We start from the raw sequence: 16767 nt of genomic DNA on the forward strand, positions 1-16767 counted from the left end.
TCGACAGACCGAGGGCCGGCGCCGCTCAGGCGTCCGCGTGGGTGCGGCACTCCTTGATGACGTCCTGCTCGGCCTTCGCGTCGTCGGCGTCGCCGCCGGGGAGGCTGGCCCCCTTCGCCTCCTCGTAGGCGGCCTGGATGCGCGCGCCGATGTCGCCGTCGACGCTGCGCCAGTACTCGAAGACCCGGGACAGGACGGGCTCGACGACGTCGGGCAGGGTGCCCGCGACGGTGGCGACGAGCCGCTCGCGCTGCGCGTCGTCGAAGACCTCACGCACGAGCAGCCCCGCCTGGCCGAAGTCGTCGTCCTGCGGGTGCAGCTCGTAGGCCGAGCGCACCATCTCGCCGTCGGCCTCCCAGCCCGCGGCCACCGGGCCGGTCTCGTCCGCGTGCGGGCGTCCGTAGCTGTTCGGCAGGTAGGTCGGCGCGGCACCGGAGTGCTCGTAGGTCATCGCCCCGTCGAAGACGGAGGCGTTGGTGCGCTCGACCGCGGGGCGGTTGACCGGCAGCTGGTCGGCGTTGACACCCACCCGCGCGCGGTGCGCGTCGGCGTAGGCGAAGACCCGGCCGAGGAGCATCTTGTCGGGGGAGAAGCCGATGCCGGGCACGGTGTTGCTCGGCGCGAAGGCGGCCTGCTCGATCTGCGCGAAGAAGTTCACGGGGTTCTCGTCGAGGGTCATCGTGCCGACCTCGATGAGCGGGTAGTCCTCGTGCGGCCAGACCTTCGTGAGGTCGAAGGGGTTGTACCGGTAGGCCTTCGCGTCCTCGTAGGGCATGACCTGCACCGACATCGTCCAGCGTGGGGCGTCGCCGCGCTCGATCGCCTCGAAGAGGTCTCGGCGGTGGAAGTCCGCGTCCGACCCGGCGATCCGCTCGGCGGCCTCGCCGGTGAGCGCCTCGACCCCCTGCTCGCTGTGGAAGTGGTACTTCACCCAGGAGCGCTCGCCCTGCGCGTCCACCCACATGTACGTGTGCGAGCCGTAGCCGTTCATGTGACGCCACGTGCGGGGGAGCCCGCGGTCACCCATGAGGTAGGTGACCTGGTGCGCCGACTCGGGGTTGGCGGTCCAGAAGTCCCACTGCATCGTCATGTCGCGCAGCCCGGAGTCCGGCAGGCGCTTCTGGCTGCGGATGAAGTGGGGGAACTTCATGGGGTCGCGGACGAAGAAGACCGGGGTGTTGTTGCCGACGAGGTCGTAGTTGCCCTCGGAGGAGTAGAAGCGCAGCGAGAAGCCGCGGACGTCGCGCCACGTGTCGGGCGAGCCGAGCTCGCCGGCGACGGTCGAGAAGCGGGCGAGCATCCGGGTCGTCGCCCCGGGCTGGAAGACCGCGGCCTTCGTGTACCGGCTGACGTCCCCGGTCACCTCGAAGCGGCCGAAGGCGCCGGACCCCTTCGCGTGCGGCTTGCGCTCGGGGATGTTCTCGCGGTTGAAGTGGGCGAGCGTGTCGACGAGGTGGTGGTCGTGGAGCAGCAGCGGGCCGTTCGCCCCGACGGAGAGGCTGTTGCGGTCGCTGGCGACGGGCGCACCGCTGGCGGTGGTGGACGGCCCGGAGACGTCGACGGTCCCGTCAGGGCCTGCGTGCGGGGCGGGGTGCGAAGGGGTGGACATGCGCTGCGCTCCTCGGTCGAGATCTCAGCCGGCCGGTCCGCGTCGCGGCGGCCCACCTCGATCATGACCCACCGGGGGGCCTGTGCGCTCAGCGGGCGTCCACGCTCAGCGCCGGCTCGAGCTCGGCCTGGCACCGGGGGCACAGGCCCCAGTAGATGACCTCGGCCTCGTCGATGGCGAAGCCGTTGTCGTCGGCGGCGTCGAGGCAGGGGGCGGAGCCCGTCGCGCAGTCGACGTCGACCATCGTCGCGCAGGAGCGGCAGACGAGGTGGTGGTGGTTGTCGCCGAGCTCGATCTCGTAGCGGGCCGGGTGGCCGGCCGGCTCGAAACGGCGCACGAGGCCGGCGCGGGCGAGAGCGGCGAGGACGTCGTAGACGGCCTGCGTGCTCACCGAGCCGAGCACCTCGCGGGTCGAGGTCGTGATGACGTCGACCGTCGCGTGGGGTGCCGCGGCGAGCACCGTGAGGACCGCGACCCGCGGCGCGGTCACCCGCAGCGACCGCGCACGCAGCATCTGCGCGGCGTCGTCGGGGGACAGGGTGGGGTGCATCCGTCCAGAGTCCCGCATGATCTGGAACCAGTCAAGTTTAGGGCGCCCGGCGGGGCGTCGGCCGGGGAGTCGTCCCCATGGGCGAGCGGCGGGGGTGCCCCTACGCTGACCCGGGACGAGCAGGCCGTGCGCGAGAGACGGGGGAAGCCGATGACGGTGACGCAGGGGCAGGACCCGGAGCGGGTCGAGCAGGTGGGGGTGGCGCTGTCGGCGCTGGCCGACCGGGTCGACGTCGTCGCGCAGACGGGCACCTCGGGGATGGCGGTCCTCGGGCAGTCGTGGTCGGGCCCCGACGTCGAGTCCTTCGGGCAGCAGTGGCAGGGCGCCCACCGCTCGCTGGGCGACGCGTCGGCGATGCTGCGCCTCGTCTCGGAGCGGGCCCGGCAGCAGGCGGCCGACCAGCGCGCGGCGAGCGGCGAAGGGGGCGGCGGCGCGCCCGGGACGGGCGGCACCGGGCCGGTCCGCACGAGCACCGATCCCGGTGGGGGTCGCCGCGGCCCCTTGCCCAGCGCCGAGGACGTCGAGATCCCCTATCCCGACGACGGGCGCCCGTGGGTGCCGCAGGGCTTCGGCTACAGCGAGGAGGAGGGCGCCTACGTCTGGGCCTTCTACGACCACGACAACCCCGAGCAGGGGCTCCTCGCGATCCAGACCGAGGACGGTCAGACGCGCTACGTGCCCGTCGAGGGCAACGACCACTACGGCGGCCTGGCCGTCGACGGGGACAACGTCTACGTCTCCGGCAACGGCGAGGAGGGCAGCGACGGCTCGTACGTCCAGCGCTACTCGCTCGACACCCTGCTCGCGGCCGGCGGTGACGACACCTCCGCCGACCCGACCGCCCCGGTCGAGACGGTGCGGGTGCCGACGGGCTCGACGCTCACCGTCGCCGACGGGCGGCTCGTCGTGGCCGAGTACCTCAACCGCGGCGACGCGGACGGCGACACCCCGACGGTCTACGAGTACGAGCTCGGACCGGACGGCGAGCTGCCGACCCCGGCGTACTCGCCCGGCCCGCCGAGCACCTGGATGCCCGAGCCGGTCCACACCTTCGAGGCCCCGTACAACATCCAGGGGCTCGTCAGCGACGGCGAGCACTACTACTTCACGCAGTCCCGTGGCCCGGACGACCCGTCGAACCTCGTGCAGGTCGACCCGGTGACGGGGGAGCAGACCGTCGTCCGCGACGACCTCAGCCCGCTGTCGCAGGGGCTCGTCATCCGCGACGGGCAGCTCGTCATCAGCAACGAGTCCGACGCCGAGCCCTACCGCCAGGACGTCCTCGACTCCGACAACCCCTTCCTGCCCAACGGCCTCGAGAACCCCGTGAAGCCCGACGGGACCCTCCAGGAGGTCGAGCTCGACGACTGAGGGGGCGCACCCCTTCGCCCGTCGTCAGGCACCGTCCCGCCGCAGGATCTGCGCGGCCGCCTCGCGCATCTCGACCTTGCGCACCTTTCCGGTGACGGTCATCGGGAAGTCGTCGACGACGTGGACGAAGCGCGGGATCTTGTAGTGGGCGAGGCGGCCGGTGCAGAAGTCGCGCAGCGACTGCGCGGTCATCGGCTCGGCGCCCTCGCGCAGACGCACCCAGGCCATGAGCTCCTCGCCGTAGCGATCGTCGGGGACCCCGATGACCTGGGCGTCGAGGACGTCGGGGTGGGTGTAGAGGAACTCCTCGATCTCGCGGGGGTAGATGTTCTCGCCCCCACGGATGACGACGTCCTTGATCCGCCCGGTGATCCGCACGAAGCCCTCGTCGTCCATGACCGCGAGGTCGCCCGTGTGCATCCACCCGTCGCGGATCGCCTCGGCGCTCTTCTGCGGCTCGCGCCAGTAGCCGAGCATCACGGAGTACCCCTTCGTGCACAGCTCACCGGGTTCGCCGCGGGGCACCGTCTCGCCGGTGGTCGGGTCGACGACCTTGACCTCGAGGTGAGGTCCGACGCGCCCGACGGTGCCGACCTTCGCCTCGAAGGGGTCGTCCGGGCTCGTCTGCGTCGAGACCGGCGAGGTCTCGGTCATGCCGTAGCAGATCGTCATGTCGCTGATCCCGGCGTCGAGGACCTGGCGCATGAGCTCGGCGGGGCAGGGGGAGCCGGCCATGATCCCCGTGCGCAGGGTGGACAGGTCGTAGCTCTCGCGGTCCGGCAGGGCCCACTCGGCGATGAACATCGTCGGCACCCCGTACAGGCTCGTGCACCGCTCGGCCGCCACGGCGGTCAGCGTGAGGGCGGGGTCGAAGGCGGGGGCGGGGATGACCATGCAGGCCCCGTGCGAGGTGGCCGCGAGGTTACCCATGACCATGCCGAAGCAGTGGTAGAAGGGCACGGGGATGCAGATCCGGTCCTCGTGCGTGTAGCGGCAGCCCTCGCCGACGAACCACCCGTTGCCCAGGATGTTGCGGTGGGAGAGGGTCGCCCCCTTCGGGAAGCCCGTCGTGCCCGACGTGTACTGGATGTTGATCGGGTCGTCCGGGGCGAGCCCCTCGCCGACCCGGGCGAGCTCGTCGGCGTCAACGGACCGCGCGCCGGCCACGAGGGCGTCCCACGACGGCGTGCCGATGACGACGACCTCGCGCAGCTCCGGCAGCTCGTCGCGCACCTCGGCCACCATCTGCGGGTAGTCGCTGCCCTTGAAGGACTGCGTGCAGACGAGCACGCTCGTGCCGGCCTGGGCGAGGACGTACTGCAGCTCGTGGGTGCGGTAGGCGGGGTTGACGGTGACGAGGACGGCGCCGATCTTCGCCGTCGCGTACTGGGTGAGGGTCCACTCGGCGCAGCTCGGGGCCCAGATGCCGACGCGGTCACCCGGCCGCACGCCCATGGCGAGGAAGCCGCGGGCCAGCTCGTCGACGTCGCGGCGCAGCTGGGCGTAGGTCCAGCGCCGCCCGCTCGCCATCTCCACGAGCGCGTCCCGGTCTGCGTGCGCCGCGACCGTCGCGTCGAGGTCGGCGCCGATCGTGCGCTCGGGCATCGGCAGGTCGGTGCGTCCCACGGCGTGGCTGGGCTCGGGCACGGGGTGACTCCTTCGTCGGTCGGGCAGGTCGGCCCGGCTGCGTCGTCGGGCCCTGGCCATCGTCACCCCTGCCGCCCGCGAGCGCGAGCGAAACCGCGGTGAGATCTCCCGCGGGCATTACCTAGACTCTCAGGCGTGTCCGGACCCAACACCAGCTACGACCCCGTCGAGGTGGCCGCGCTCGCGCCCGCCGCCGTCGAGGAGGCCGTCGACGCCGCCCTCGCCGCGATCGCCGCCGCGAGCTCCCTCGAGGAGCTCAAGGCCGTGCGCCCCGCCCACCAGGGGGACAAGAGCCCGCTGGCCCTGGCCAATCGAGAGATCGGCGCCCTGCCCCCGAGCGCCAAGGCCGAGGCCGGCAAGCGCGTCGGGCAGGCCCGCGGCCGGGTGGCCCAGGCCCTCACGGCCCGCCAGGGAGAGCTCGAGGCCGAGCGCGACGAGCGGATCCTGCGCGAGGAGACCCTCGACGTCACCCAGCGCGCGGCCCGACGCCCGCTCGGGCGCCGGCACCCCATCGAGCTGATGTCCGAGCGCATCGCCGACCTCTTCGTCGGCATGGGCTGGGAGATCGCCGAGGGTCCGGAGGTCGAGGCCGAGTGGTTCAACTTCGACGCGCTGAACTTCGACGCCGACCACCCCGCGCGCCAGATGCAGGACACCTTCTACCTCGAGCCCGCCGACGCCGGTCTCGTCCTGCGCACCCACACCTCACCGGTCCAGGCGCGCTCGCTCATCGAGCGCGGCGTGCCGCTCTACGTCGCCGCGATCGGCCGCGTCTTCCGCACCGACGAGCTCGACGCGACCCATATGCCGGCCTTCCACCAGGTCGAGGGCATCGCCGTCGACGAGGGGCTGACCATGGCGCACCTCAAGGGCACGCTCGACCGGCTCGCGACCTCGCTCTTCGGCGAGGGCATCACGACGCGGCTGCGCCCCTCGTACTTCCCCTTCACCGAGCCGAGCGCCGAGATGGACCTGCGCTGCTTCGTGTGCCGGGGCGAGGACCCGGACTGCCGCACGTGCAAGGGCACGGGCTGGATCGAGTGGGGCGGCTGCGGGATGGTCAACCGCAACGTCCTCACGGCGAGCGGGGTCGACCCCGACCGGTACACCGGTTTCGCCTTCGGGATGGGCATCGACCGGGCGCTGATGTTCCGGACCGGGGTGTCCGACATGCGCGACATGATCGAGGGCGACGTGCGATTCGACGCCCAGTTCGGGATGGAGATCTGATGCGGGTACCCGTCGACTGGCTCGGCGAGCACGTCACCCTGCCCGACGGCGTGAGCGGCCTCGACGTCGCCGCCGCCCTCGTGCAGGTCGGGCTCGAGGAAGAAGGCCTGCACACCGGTGACGTCACCGGCCCGCTCGTCGTGGGCCGGGTGCTCACCCGCGAGCCGGAGGAGCAGAAGAACGGCAAGACGATCAACTGGTGCACGGTCGACGTCGGCGACGCCAACGGCACCGGTGAGCCCCAGGGCATCGTCTGCGGCGCGCACAACTTCGACGCGGGCGACCTCGTCGTCGTCATCCTCCCCGGCGGGGTGCTGCCCGGCGGTTTCGAGATCTCGGCGCGCAAGACCTACGGGCACGTGAGCGCCGGGATGATCTGCTCGGTCGCCGAGCTCGGCATCGGCGAGGACCACGACGGCATCCTCGTGCTCACCGACCGTCCCGACGCCTCCTCGCTGCAGCCCGGCCAGGACGCGATCCCGCTGCTCGGCCTTGACCGCGAGACCGTCGAGATCAACGTCACCCCGGACCGCGGCTACTGCTTCGCCGTGCGCGGCGTCGCCCGCGAGTACGCCCACTCGACGGGCGCCGCCTTCGTCGACCCGGCCCTCGCGCTCGCCGAGCGCGCCCCGGCGGCCGGCGCCGGCGGCTACCCCGTCGAGCTGCGCGACGACTCCCCGGTGCGCGGCCGTCCCGGTTGCGACCGCTACGTCGCCCGCGTCGTACGCGGCATCGACGTCTCCGCGCCCACCCCGGACTGGATGGCGACGCGCCTCACCGAGGCGGGCATGCGCCCGATCTCGCTGCCCGTCGACGTGACGAACTACGTCATGCTGGACCTCGGCCAGCCGCTGCACGCCTTCGACGTCGCGACCCTCGACGGGCCGGTCGTCGTGCGCCGCGCCCGGGACGGCGAGCGGCTCACGACCCTCGACGACGTCGAGCGCGCCCTCAGCCCGCAGGACCTGCTCGTCACCGAGGGGGGCGAGCGCGTGCTCGCCATCGCCGGTGTCATGGGCGGCCAGGACAGCGAGGTCGGTCCGTCGACGACGGACGTCCTGCTCGAGGCGGCCCACTTCGACGCGGTGTCGGTCGCCCGGACCGCCCGCCGTCACCGGCTGCCCTCGGAGGCGTCGCGCCGCTTCGAGCGCGGCGTCGACCCGCAGCTCGCCGCCGCTGCCGCCCAGATGGCCGTCGAGCTGCTCGTCGAGCACGGGGGCGGCACGGCCGACCCCGGTGTCACCGACGTCGGCGAGCCGCTGCGCCCCGAGCCGGTGCGCATGGCCGCCGACCTGCCCGGCCGCGTCGTCGGCGTGCCCTACGACGGCCCGACCGTCGAGCGCCGCCTGCGCGAGATCGGCTGCGAGGTGAGCACCGAGGACGAGACGTACGTCGTCGTCCCGCCGACCTGGCGACCCGACCTCACGACGGGGGAGGACCTCGTCGAGGAGGTCGCCCGGCTCGAGGGCTACGAGGCCATCCCGTCCGTGGTCCCGACCGCGCCGGGCGGCCGCGGGCTGACCCACGGCCAGGGCGTGCGCCGTCTGCTCGCGACCGTGCTCGCGGCGCAGGGTCTCTCCGAGGTGTGGAACCCGCCCTTCGTCGGCGACGCCCAGCACGAGGCCCTCGGGCTCGACGCAGCGGCCGAGCGCGAGCGCACCCTCGTCGTCGCCAACCCGCTCTCCGACGAGCAGCCGCTCATGCGCACCCGCGTGCTCACGACGCTCGTCGAGTCGCTGCGCCGCAACCTCGCCCGCGGGGCGAAGGACGTCGCGCTCTTCGAGACCGGGCTCGTCGTGCAGCGCGAGGGCGAGCAGCAGCCCGCGCCGACCGCCGACGTCGGCGTGCACCCGGACGCCGAGACGCTCGCGGCGATCCGCGCGGCCGTCCCCGACCAGCCCCGGCACCTCGCCCTCGTCCTCGCCGGCGACCGCGACCGCGCCGGCTGGTGGGGTGCGGGTCGTCGTGCCGACCTCGCCGACGTCGTCGAGCTCGTCACCCAGCTCGGCGAGGCGCTCGCGCTGCGCCTGACGCTCGAGGCCGACGACGTCATGCCCTACCACCCCGGTCGCTGCGCCCGGGTGACCACGGCCGACGGCGTCCTCGTCGGCCACCTCGGCGAGCTGCACCCGAAGGTCGTCGCCGCGCTCGGCCTCCCGGAGCGCACGGTGGCCGCCGAGATCGACGTCGACGTCCTCGTCGACGCCAGCGGCGTGCCCGTGCAGGCGCGCACGCTGTCGGGCTACCCGGCCGCCCGCACGGACGTCGCCCTCGTCGTCGCCGAGGACGTCGCGGCATCCGGGGTCGAGCTCGCCCTGCGCTCCGGCGCCGGGGACGCGCTCGAGTCGGTGGCCCTCTTCGACGTCTACCGCGGCGACCAGCTCGACGCGGGCCGCAAGTCGCTCGCCTACCGGCTGACCTTCCGTGCGCCGGACCGCACGCTGACGACCGACGAGGTGAGCGCGCTGCGCGACCGCGCGGTCGCCGCGGCGGGCCGGGCCACCGGCGCCGTCCAGCGCTGACGCGTCGCTCGCCCGGGGCGCCGACCCCGGGCGAGCGGCTGTGCACCACCCCGGTCTGCATAACTTCTAGCGATAGCGTATATTCATACATCGTGGTCACAGCAGCAGTCGCAGGAGCGAGCGGGTACGCCGGGGCAGAGATCCTCCGGCTCCTCCTCGCGCACCCCGAGGTCGAGATCGGCGCGGTCACCGCAGCCGGCAACGCCGGGAGCCGCCTGGGCGACATCGCCCCGCACCTCTCCCCGCTCGCCGACCGGGTGCTCGCCCCGACCGAGGTCGAGCAGCTCGTCGGGCACGACGTCGTCTTCCTCGCCCTCCCGCACGGCCACTCGGCGGCGATCGCCGCCCAGCTGCCGCAGGACTGCGTCGTCGTCGACTGCGGCGCCGACTTCCGGCTGCGCGACGAGTCCGCGTGGACGACGTACTACGACACCCCCTTCGCCGGGACCTGGCCCTACGGCATGCCCGAGCTCGTCGCCCACGACGGGACCAAGGCCCGCGAGCAGCTGCGCTCGGCGCACCGCATCGCGGTGCCCGGGTGCTACCCGACCGCTGTGAGCCTGGCCCTCGCCCCCGCGCTGTCCGCCGGTGTCGCGCGCGCCCAGGACGTCGTCGTCGTCGCCGCCTCCGGCACGTCCGGTGCCGGTCGCTCGCTCAAGGCGCACCTCCTCGGCTCGGAGGTCATGGGGGCGATGTCCCCCTACGGCGTCGGCGGGGTCCACCGCCACACCCCCGAGATCGAGCAGAACCTCGCCCTCGCCGCGGGCACGGACGCGAGCGTGTCCTTCACCCCCACCCTCGCGCCGATGCCCCGGGGCATCCTCGCGACCGCGACCGCGTCGGCCGCCGAGGGCGTCGACGCCACCGCCGTGCGGGCCGCCTACGAGCAGGCCTACGCGGACGAGCCCTTCGTCCACCTGCTGCCGCAGGGCGCGTGGCCGCGCACGGGCGACGTCGTCGGCTCCAACCTCGTCCACGTGCAGGTGACGCTCGACGAGCGCGTCGGCCGCGTCGTCGCCGTCGCCGCGGTCGACAACCTCACGAAGGGGACCGCCGGCGCCGCCGTGCAGTCGATGAACCTCGCCCTCGGCCTGCCTGAGACTACGGGGCTGCCGCTCGCGGGGGTCGCGCCGTGAGCCGGATGCCGCTGCACCTCATGCGTCACCCCGACCGTCTAGTCGTCGCCCGGCTCGCCGCCGGCGAGGAGCCGACGTGGGACGTCTTCGGCGGGGCCTTCTCCTCGATCACCCGCACCGCCGACGAGACCTCGATCATGTGCGACGCGCACCTCGTGCCCGCCGACGTCCGCCAGGAGGGGCCGTACATCCCCTTCGAGGTCGCCGGACCGCTCGACTTCGAGCTCGTCGGGGTCATGCACGACCTGCTGACGCCCGTCGTCGCCGGCCGGATCAGCATCCTCGCGATGTCGACCTACGACACCGACTGGGTCCTCGTCCCCGAGGCGCGGGCCGACGACGCCGCGACCCTGTGGCGCAAGCACGGCTTCGTCGTCACCCCGACGTCCCTGTCGGGCTGGCGCCCGGACCCCCAGGAGGGCTCATGAGCACCACCGTCCCCGCCGGCTTCCGCGCGGCCGGCGTCACCGCCGGTCTCAAGGCGAGCGGTCGCCCCGACGTCGCCGTCGTCGTCAACGACGGCCCCGACCACCACGCGGCCGTCGTCCTCACCTCCAACCGCGTCCAGGCGGCCCCCGTCGTGTGGACCCGGCAGGTGCTCTCCGACGGCCGGGTCGACGCGGTCGTGCTCAACTCCGGCGGTGCGAACGCGTGCACCGGGCCCGAGGGCTTCGCCGACACGCACCGCACGGCCGAGCACGTCGCCCAGGTGCTCGGGGTCTCCGCCGGTGACGTCGCCGTGTGCTCGACCGGCCTCATCGGCGAGCGGCTGCCGATGGACGCGCTGCTCGGCGGCGTCGACGCGGCCGCGGCCGCGCTGTCGGCGGACGGCGGCGCCGACGCCGCCGAGGCGATCATGACGACCGACACCGTGAGCAAGACCGCCACGGCCACCCGCGACGGCTGGTCGGTCGGCGGCATGGCGAAGGGGGCGGGGATGCTCGCGCCCGCCCTGGCCACGATGCTCGTCGTCGTGACGACCGACGCCGTGACGACCCCCGAGGTCCTCGACGCCGCGCTGCGCGAGGCGACCCGCACGACCTTCGACCGGGTCGACTCCGACGGCTGCCAGTCGACGAACGACACCGTGCTCCTCATGGCCTCCGGCGCGAGCGGGGTGCCCGTCGGCCCCGACGAGCTCACCGAGGCCGTCCGCGAGGTGTGCTCCGAGCTGGCCCGCGCGCTCATCGGCGACGCCGAGGGCGCGAAGCACGACATCGCGATCACCGTGCGGGGCGCCGCGAGCGAGGACGACGGCCTCGAGGTCGCCCGGTCCGTCGCGCGCAACAACCTCTTCAAGTGCGCGGTCTTCGGCGAGGACCCGAACTGGGGCCGCGTGCTCGCCGCCGTCGGCACGACCCGGGCGGTCTTCGAGCCCGACCGGCTCGACGTGAGCATGAACGACGTGCAGGTCTGCCGCGCCGGGGGAGTGGGCGAGGACCGCTCGGCCGTCAGCCTCGCCGGCCGCGAGGTGAGCGTCGTCGTCGACCTCCACGCGGGCGAGCACGAGGTGACGGTCTGGACCAACGACCTCACCCACGACTACGTCCACGAGAACTCCGCCTACTCCACCTGACCGGGAAGTGATGCGCGTGACCCCGCCCCCTTCGTCCGACCCGAGCGCCACGCTGCGCGGCGCGATCGACGCGGCCGCGCTGCGCGTCGCCCGCACCAAGGCGACGACGCTCGTCGAGGCCCTGCCCTGGCTCGAGCGCTTCCGCGGCTCGCTCGTCGTCGTCAAGTACGGCGGCAACGCGATGACCGACGACGCGCTCAAGCGAGCCTTCGCCGAGGACGTCGTCTTCCTGCGCTACGCCGGGCTGCGACCCGTCGTCGTCCACGGCGGCGGGCCGCAGATCGCGGCGATGCTCGACCGGCTCGGGCTCGAGAGCGAGTTCAAGGGCGGGCTGCGGGTGACGACCCCCGAGGTCATGGATGTCGTGCGCATGGTGCTCATGGGGCAGGTCGGCCGCGAGCTCGTCGGGCTGCTCAACCAGCACGGCCCCGTCGCCGTCGGGCTGTCCGGCGAGGACGCCGGTCTTTTCGGCGGGCGCCGCCGTGGGGTCGAGATCGACGGGCAGCACGTCGACATCGGTCTCGTCGGCGACGTCGAGCACGTCGAGCCCTCCGCGGTGCAGGACGTCCTCGACGCCGGTCGCATCCCCGTCGTGTCGACGATCGCCCCCGACCTCGACGTCGAGGGCCAGGTCCTCAACGTCAACGCCGACACGGCCGCGGCCGCGCTCGCCGTCGCCCTCGGCGCGCACAAGCTCGTCGTGCTCACCGACGTCGAGGGCATCTACGCCGACTGGCCCGACCGCGACAGCCTGCTCAGCCAGCTCTCCGTCTCCGGCGCGCGCCGGCTCCTCGAGCGCGTCGACGCCGGGATGATCCCCAAGCTCGAGGCCTGCATCCGCGCCGTCGAGGGCGGCGTGCCGCAGGCGCACGTCGTCGACGGCCGCCAGCCGCACTCGATGCTCCTCGAGATCTTCACCCGCGAGGGCATCGGCACGATGCTCGTGCCCGACGGCACCGAGGCCGCGGCGGCGGCCGACGAGGCGCTCGTCTCCGGGAGCCCGTCGTGAGCGGGGGCCAGGAGCGCACCACGAGCCAGGCGGAGTGGCTCGAGCGCTACGGCGCGAGCCACATCGGCGTCTTCGGCGCACCGGGCCTGGTCATCTCCCGCGGCGAGGGCTGCTGGGTCTGGGACGTCGACGGGCAGCGCTACCTCGACCTCGTCTCCGGCATCGCGGTCAACGCGCTCGGCCACTCCCACCCCGAGCTCGTCGCGGCCATCAGCAAGCAGGCCGGCGAGCTCGTCCACGTCTCGAACTTCTTCACGACGACCGCCCAGGTCGGTGCCGCCGAGCGCATCCTGGCGGTCGCCGACGCCCCGGCGGGGTCCGGGGTCTTCTTCACCAACAGCGGCACCGAGTCGGTCGAGGCGGCGATCAAGCTCTCGCGCCGCACGGGCCGCAGCCGCATCGTCGCCCTCGAGGGCGCCTTCCACGGGCGCAGCACCGGGGCGCTGGCCCTCACCCACAAGGCCGCCTACCGCGAGCCCTTCGAGCCGCTCATCCCCGACGTCGTCCACGTGCCCCCGGGCGACGTCGCGGCGCTGCGGGCCGCCGTCGACGACCGCACGGCGATGGTGCTCGTCGAGCCGGTCCAGGGCGAGGCCGGCGTGCTGCCCCTCGACGGCGACTACCTGCGGGCCGCCCGTGAGGTCACCCGCGAGGTCGGCGCCCTCCTCGTCCTCGACGAGATCCAGACGGGCATCGGGCGCACCGGCGCGTGGTTCGCCCATCAGCACCACGGCGTCGTCCCCGACGCGATGACCCTGGCGAAGGGGCTCGGCGGCGGCGTGCCGATCGGCGCGCTCGTCACCTTCGGGCCGGAGACGACCGCGCTCCTCGCGCCCGGCCAGCACGGCAGCACCTTCGGCGGCAACCCGCTCGCCTGCTCGGCGGCGCTCACCGTGCTCGACACCATCGAGTCCGAGGGGCTCGTGGCCCGGGCGGGAGAGCTCGGCGAGCACCTCGTCGCCGCGGTCGCCGCGCTCGAGGACCCCCGCCTCGGCCCGGTCCGCGGGCTCGGGCTGCTGCGGGCGATCCCCCTTCGTGGTCTCGCCTCGACCGACGTCGTCGCCGCCGCCCGACGGGCGGGCTTCATCGTCAACCCCGTCGCCCCCGACGCGATCCGTCTCGCGCCGCCGCTCGTCATCACGGCGTCGGAGCTCGACGGCTTCGTCTCCGCCCTGCCCTCCATCCTCGACGACGCCACCCGGAGCAGCTCGTGACCCGCCACCTCCTCGCCGACGACGACCTCACCCCCGCCGAGCAGGCCGCGGTCCTCGACCGCGCGCTGGCGCTCAAGGCGTCCCGCCACGCCGAGCGCCCGCTCGAGGGGCCCCAGGCCGTCGCGATCATCTTCGACAAGCCGACCCTGCGCACCCAGCTGTCCTTCACCACGGGTGTCGCCGAGCTCGGCGGCTACCCGATGGTCGTCGACGGCAACCTCGCCCAGATCGGCACCCGCGAGTCGGTCGCCGACGTCGCCCGTGTCATCGGCCGGCAGGTGAGCGCCGTCGTCTGGCGCACACACGGCCAGGATCGCATCGAGGAGATGGCCCGCCACGCCGGGGTGCCGGTCGTCAACGCGCTCACCGACGACTACCACCCCTGCCAGGGTCTGGCCGACCTGCTGACGATCCGCGAGCACCGCGGCGAGCTCGCCGGCCAGCACCTCGCCTACGTCGGCGACGGGGCCAACAACATGGCGCACACCTACCTGCTCGCCGGGGCGACCGCCGGCATGCACGTGCGCATCGGCACCCCCGCCAGCCACCAGCCCGACGCGGGGGTCCTCGCCCGGGCCGAGGCAGTCGCCGCGCAGACCGGGGGGTCGGTCCTCGTCACCGCCGACCCGGTCGAGGCGGTCGCCGGCGCCGGGAGCGTCGCCACCGACACGTGGGTGTCGATGGGGCAGGAGGACGAGCGCTCCGGCCGGCAGGGCGAGGGCTCCCCCTTCGCCCCCTTCGCGCTGAGCGCCGAGCTCTTCGCGCAGGCCGCCCCCGACGCGATCGCCCTGCACTGCCTGCCCGCCTACCGCGGCGTGGAGATCGCCGCCGACGTCATCGACGGGCCGCGCTCGGTCGTGTGGGACGAGGCCGAGAACAGGCTCCACGCGCAGAAGGCGGTGCTCGCCTTCCTCCTCGAGCAGCACCGGGACGGCACGTGATCGTCGCCAGCCGGCCGGGTCGCCAGGCCCGGATCGCCGAGCTGCTCTCGAGCCACGCGGTGCGCTCGCAGGCCGAGCTGCTCGAGCTGCTCGCGGCCGACGGCATCACCGTCACCCAGGCGACGCTGAGCCGGGACCTCATCGACCTGCGGGCGGAGCGGGTGCGCGTCGGACGCGCGCTCGTCTACGCGGTCCCGGGCGAAGGGGGAGACCCGACCCCGCGTCCCGCGGTCGGCCCCGACGAGCTCGACGACCGGCTGCGCCGGCTGTGCGAGGAGCTGCTCGTCACGGCGACGTCGAGCGAGCAGCTCGTCGTCGCGCGCACGCCCCCGGGAGCCGCCGGCTACCTCGCCTCGGCGGTGGACCACGCCCGGCTCCCCGACGTCCTCGGCACGATCGCCGGTGATGACACGATCATGATCATCACGACCGGGGCGGGGGCGGCGGGCGACCTCGTGCGCCGGCTGCTCGCCCTGACCCACACGAACGAGGAGGAGCAGTGAGCGGTACCGAGCAGAGCAGCGAGAAGGTGAGCCTGTGGGGCGGACGCTTCGCGGGCGGGCCGAGCGACGCGCTCGCCGCCCTGTCGAAGTCCACCCACTTCGACTGGCGCCTGGCCCCCTACGACATCGCCGGCTCGCGAGCCCACACCCGGGTGCTCCACGGGGCGGGTCTGCTCGACGAGACGACGCGCGACGCGATGCTCGCCGGGCTCGACACCCTGCTCGCCGACGTCCTCTCGGGCGACTTCGCGCCCGGTGAGGACGACGAGGACGTGCACACCGCGCTCGAGCGCGGTCTCATCGAGCGCGCCGGCGCCGACGTGGGCGGCCGGCTGCGCGCGGGCCGCTCGCGCAACGACCAGGTGGCCACGCTCTTCCGGATGTACCTGCGCGACCACGCGCGAGTCGTCGCCGAGCACCTGCTCGCCGTCGTCGCCGCGCTCGTCGAGCAGTCGGCGGCGCACCCGGAGGCCGCGATGCCCGGGCGCACCCACCTCCAGCACGCCCAGCCGGTCCTGCTCGCCCACCACCTGCTCGCCCACGCGTGGCCGCTGCTGCGCGACGTCGAGCGGCTGCGCGACTGGGACGCCCGGACCTCGCTCTCGCCCTACGGGTCCGGCGCGCTCGCCGGCTCCAGCCTCGGTCTCGACCCCGAGGCGGTCGCCTCCGACCTCGGCTTCGCCGGGTCGGTCGAGAACTCCATCGACGGCACCGCGGCGCGCGACTTCGTCGCCGAGCTGTCCTTCGTCTGCGCGATGGCGGCGGTCGACATCTCCCGCCTGTCCGAGGAGGTCATCCTCTGGGCGACGAAGGAGTTCGGCTTCGTCACCCTCGACGACTCGTACTCGACCGGGTCGAGCATCATGCCGCAGAAGAAGAACCCCGACATCGCCGAGCTCGCCCGCGGCAAGGCCGGCCGGCTCATCGGCGACCTCGCCGGTCTGCTCGCGACGCTCAAGGCGCTGCCGCTGGCGTACAACCGCGACCTCCAGGAGGACAAGGAGCCGGTCTTCGACGCCGTCGACACCCTCGAGCTCGTCCTGCCCGCGGTCGCCGGGATGGTCGCGACGCTGCGCTTCGACACCGAGCGGATGGCCTCGCTCGCACCCCAGGGCTTCTCGCTCGCGACGGACGTCGCCGAGTGGCTCGTGCGCGAAGGGGTCCCCTTCCGCGTCGCCCACGAGGTGGCCGGGGCGTGCGTGCGGGTGTGCGAGGAGCGCGGCATCGAGCTGTGGGACCTCTCCGACGACGACCTCGCCGAGATCTCGCCCCACCTCACGCCCGCCGTGCGCGAGGTCCTGTCGGTCGAGGGCTCGCTCGCCTCGCGCGACGCGAAGGGCGGGACCGCCCCCGTCCGGGTGGCCGAGCAGCTGCAGCGGGTGCGCGAGACGCACGCCGACCTCTCGCAGTGGGCCGCGACGCGGGTCGTCGCCCGCTGAGCCGGTCCGTTGACCCGTCC

14 protein-coding genes are annotated in these 16767 nt (G+C 73.8%); 11 read left to right on the plus strand and 3 right to left on the minus strand.

What is annotated here, in order from left to right; translation table 11 throughout:
- Positions 1-25 precede the first annotated feature (25 nt).
- Both EEW87_RS02610 and EEW87_RS02615 read right to left on the minus strand, forming a co-directional pair.
- Positions 26-1609 carry a catalase gene (locus EEW87_RS02610; protein ID WP_123090784.1) on the minus strand — a complete coding sequence of 528 codons (1584 nt, stop codon included), beginning with the start codon at positions 1607-1609 and terminating at the stop codon, positions 26-28.
- Between the two features lie 88 nt (positions 1610-1697).
- Complete coding sequence (locus EEW87_RS02615) at positions 1698-2159, minus strand: Fur family transcriptional regulator (protein ID WP_068274148.1); 462 nt, start codon at positions 2157-2159, stop codon at positions 1698-1700.
- Between the two features lie 150 nt (positions 2160-2309).
- On the opposite strand from EEW87_RS02615, the gene EEW87_RS02620 reads away from it, so the two are divergent.
- A complete protein-coding gene (locus EEW87_RS02620; protein ID WP_123090783.1) occupies positions 2310-3530 on the plus strand; it encodes a WXG100 family type VII secretion target in 1221 nt (406 codons plus the stop codon).
- 24 nt (positions 3531-3554) lie between these two features.
- Here the strand turns inward: EEW87_RS02620 and EEW87_RS02625 are convergent, their stop codons facing one another.
- On the minus strand, positions 3555-5135 hold the full coding sequence (locus tag EEW87_RS02625; protein ID WP_225985388.1) for an AMP-binding protein: 1581 nt from the start codon (positions 5133-5135) through the stop codon (positions 3555-3557).
- A gap of 177 nt (positions 5136-5312) precedes the next feature.
- On the opposite strand from EEW87_RS02625, the gene pheS reads away from it, so the two are divergent.
- From pheS to argH, 10 genes are all read left to right on the plus strand, one after another.
- Complete coding sequence (gene pheS, locus EEW87_RS02630; protein ID WP_123090781.1) at positions 5313-6407, plus strand: phenylalanine--tRNA ligase subunit alpha; 1095 nt, start codon at positions 5313-5315, stop codon at positions 6405-6407.
- A complete protein-coding gene (gene pheT / locus EEW87_RS02635; RefSeq protein ID WP_123090780.1) occupies positions 6407-8929 on the plus strand; it encodes a phenylalanine--tRNA ligase subunit beta in 2523 nt (840 codons plus the stop codon). The genes pheS and pheT overlap by 1 nt, the downstream gene beginning before the upstream one ends.
- Positions 8930-9021: 92 nt before the next feature.
- The gene (argC, locus tag EEW87_RS02640) at positions 9022-10065 is read left to right on the plus strand and encodes an N-acetyl-gamma-glutamyl-phosphate reductase (RefSeq protein ID WP_205473763.1); all 1044 of its coding nucleotides are present in this window, start codon (positions 9022-9024) and stop codon (positions 10063-10065) included.
- 5 nt (positions 10066-10070) lie between these two features.
- Positions 10071-10493 carry an ACT domain-containing protein gene (locus EEW87_RS02645; protein ID WP_068274431.1) on the plus strand — a complete coding sequence of 141 codons (423 nt, stop codon included), beginning with the start codon at positions 10071-10073 and terminating at the stop codon, positions 10491-10493.
- The gene (gene argJ, locus EEW87_RS02650) at positions 10490-11641 is read left to right on the plus strand and encodes a bifunctional glutamate N-acetyltransferase/amino-acid acetyltransferase ArgJ (protein ID WP_123090779.1); all 1152 of its coding nucleotides are present in this window, start codon (positions 10490-10492) and stop codon (positions 11639-11641) included. The genes EEW87_RS02645 and argJ overlap by 4 nt, the downstream gene beginning before the upstream one ends.
- A 10-nt stretch (positions 11642-11651) precedes the next feature.
- Complete coding sequence (argB, locus tag EEW87_RS02655; RefSeq protein WP_068274434.1) at positions 11652-12650, plus strand: acetylglutamate kinase; 999 nt, start codon at positions 11652-11654, stop codon at positions 12648-12650.
- Entirely contained in the window at positions 12647-13864 is a 1218-nt protein-coding gene (locus EEW87_RS02660; protein WP_123090778.1) for an acetylornithine transaminase, read from the plus strand. The genes argB and EEW87_RS02660 overlap by 4 nt, the downstream gene beginning before the upstream one ends.
- Positions 13861-14805 (plus strand): ornithine carbamoyltransferase, encoded by a 945-nt coding sequence (gene argF / locus EEW87_RS02665; RefSeq protein ID WP_123090777.1) that lies wholly within the window; start codon positions 13861-13863, stop codon positions 14803-14805. Before EEW87_RS02660 ends, argF begins: the two co-directional genes overlap by 4 nt.
- Positions 14802-15308: an arginine repressor gene (locus EEW87_RS02670; RefSeq protein ID WP_123090776.1), complete on the plus strand. Its 507-nt coding sequence runs from the start codon at positions 14802-14804 to the stop codon at positions 15306-15308. Before argF ends, EEW87_RS02670 begins: the two co-directional genes overlap by 4 nt.
- Complete coding sequence (gene argH, locus EEW87_RS02675) at positions 15305-16747, plus strand: argininosuccinate lyase (protein WP_123090775.1); 1443 nt, start codon at positions 15305-15307, stop codon at positions 16745-16747. Before EEW87_RS02670 ends, argH begins: the two co-directional genes overlap by 4 nt.
- Positions 16748-16767 lie beyond the last annotated feature (20 nt).

It is taken from the genome of Janibacter melonis, from assembly GCF_003721155.3.
Classification (GTDB): Bacteria; Actinomycetota; Actinomycetes; order Actinomycetales; family Dermatophilaceae; genus Marihabitans; species Marihabitans melonis.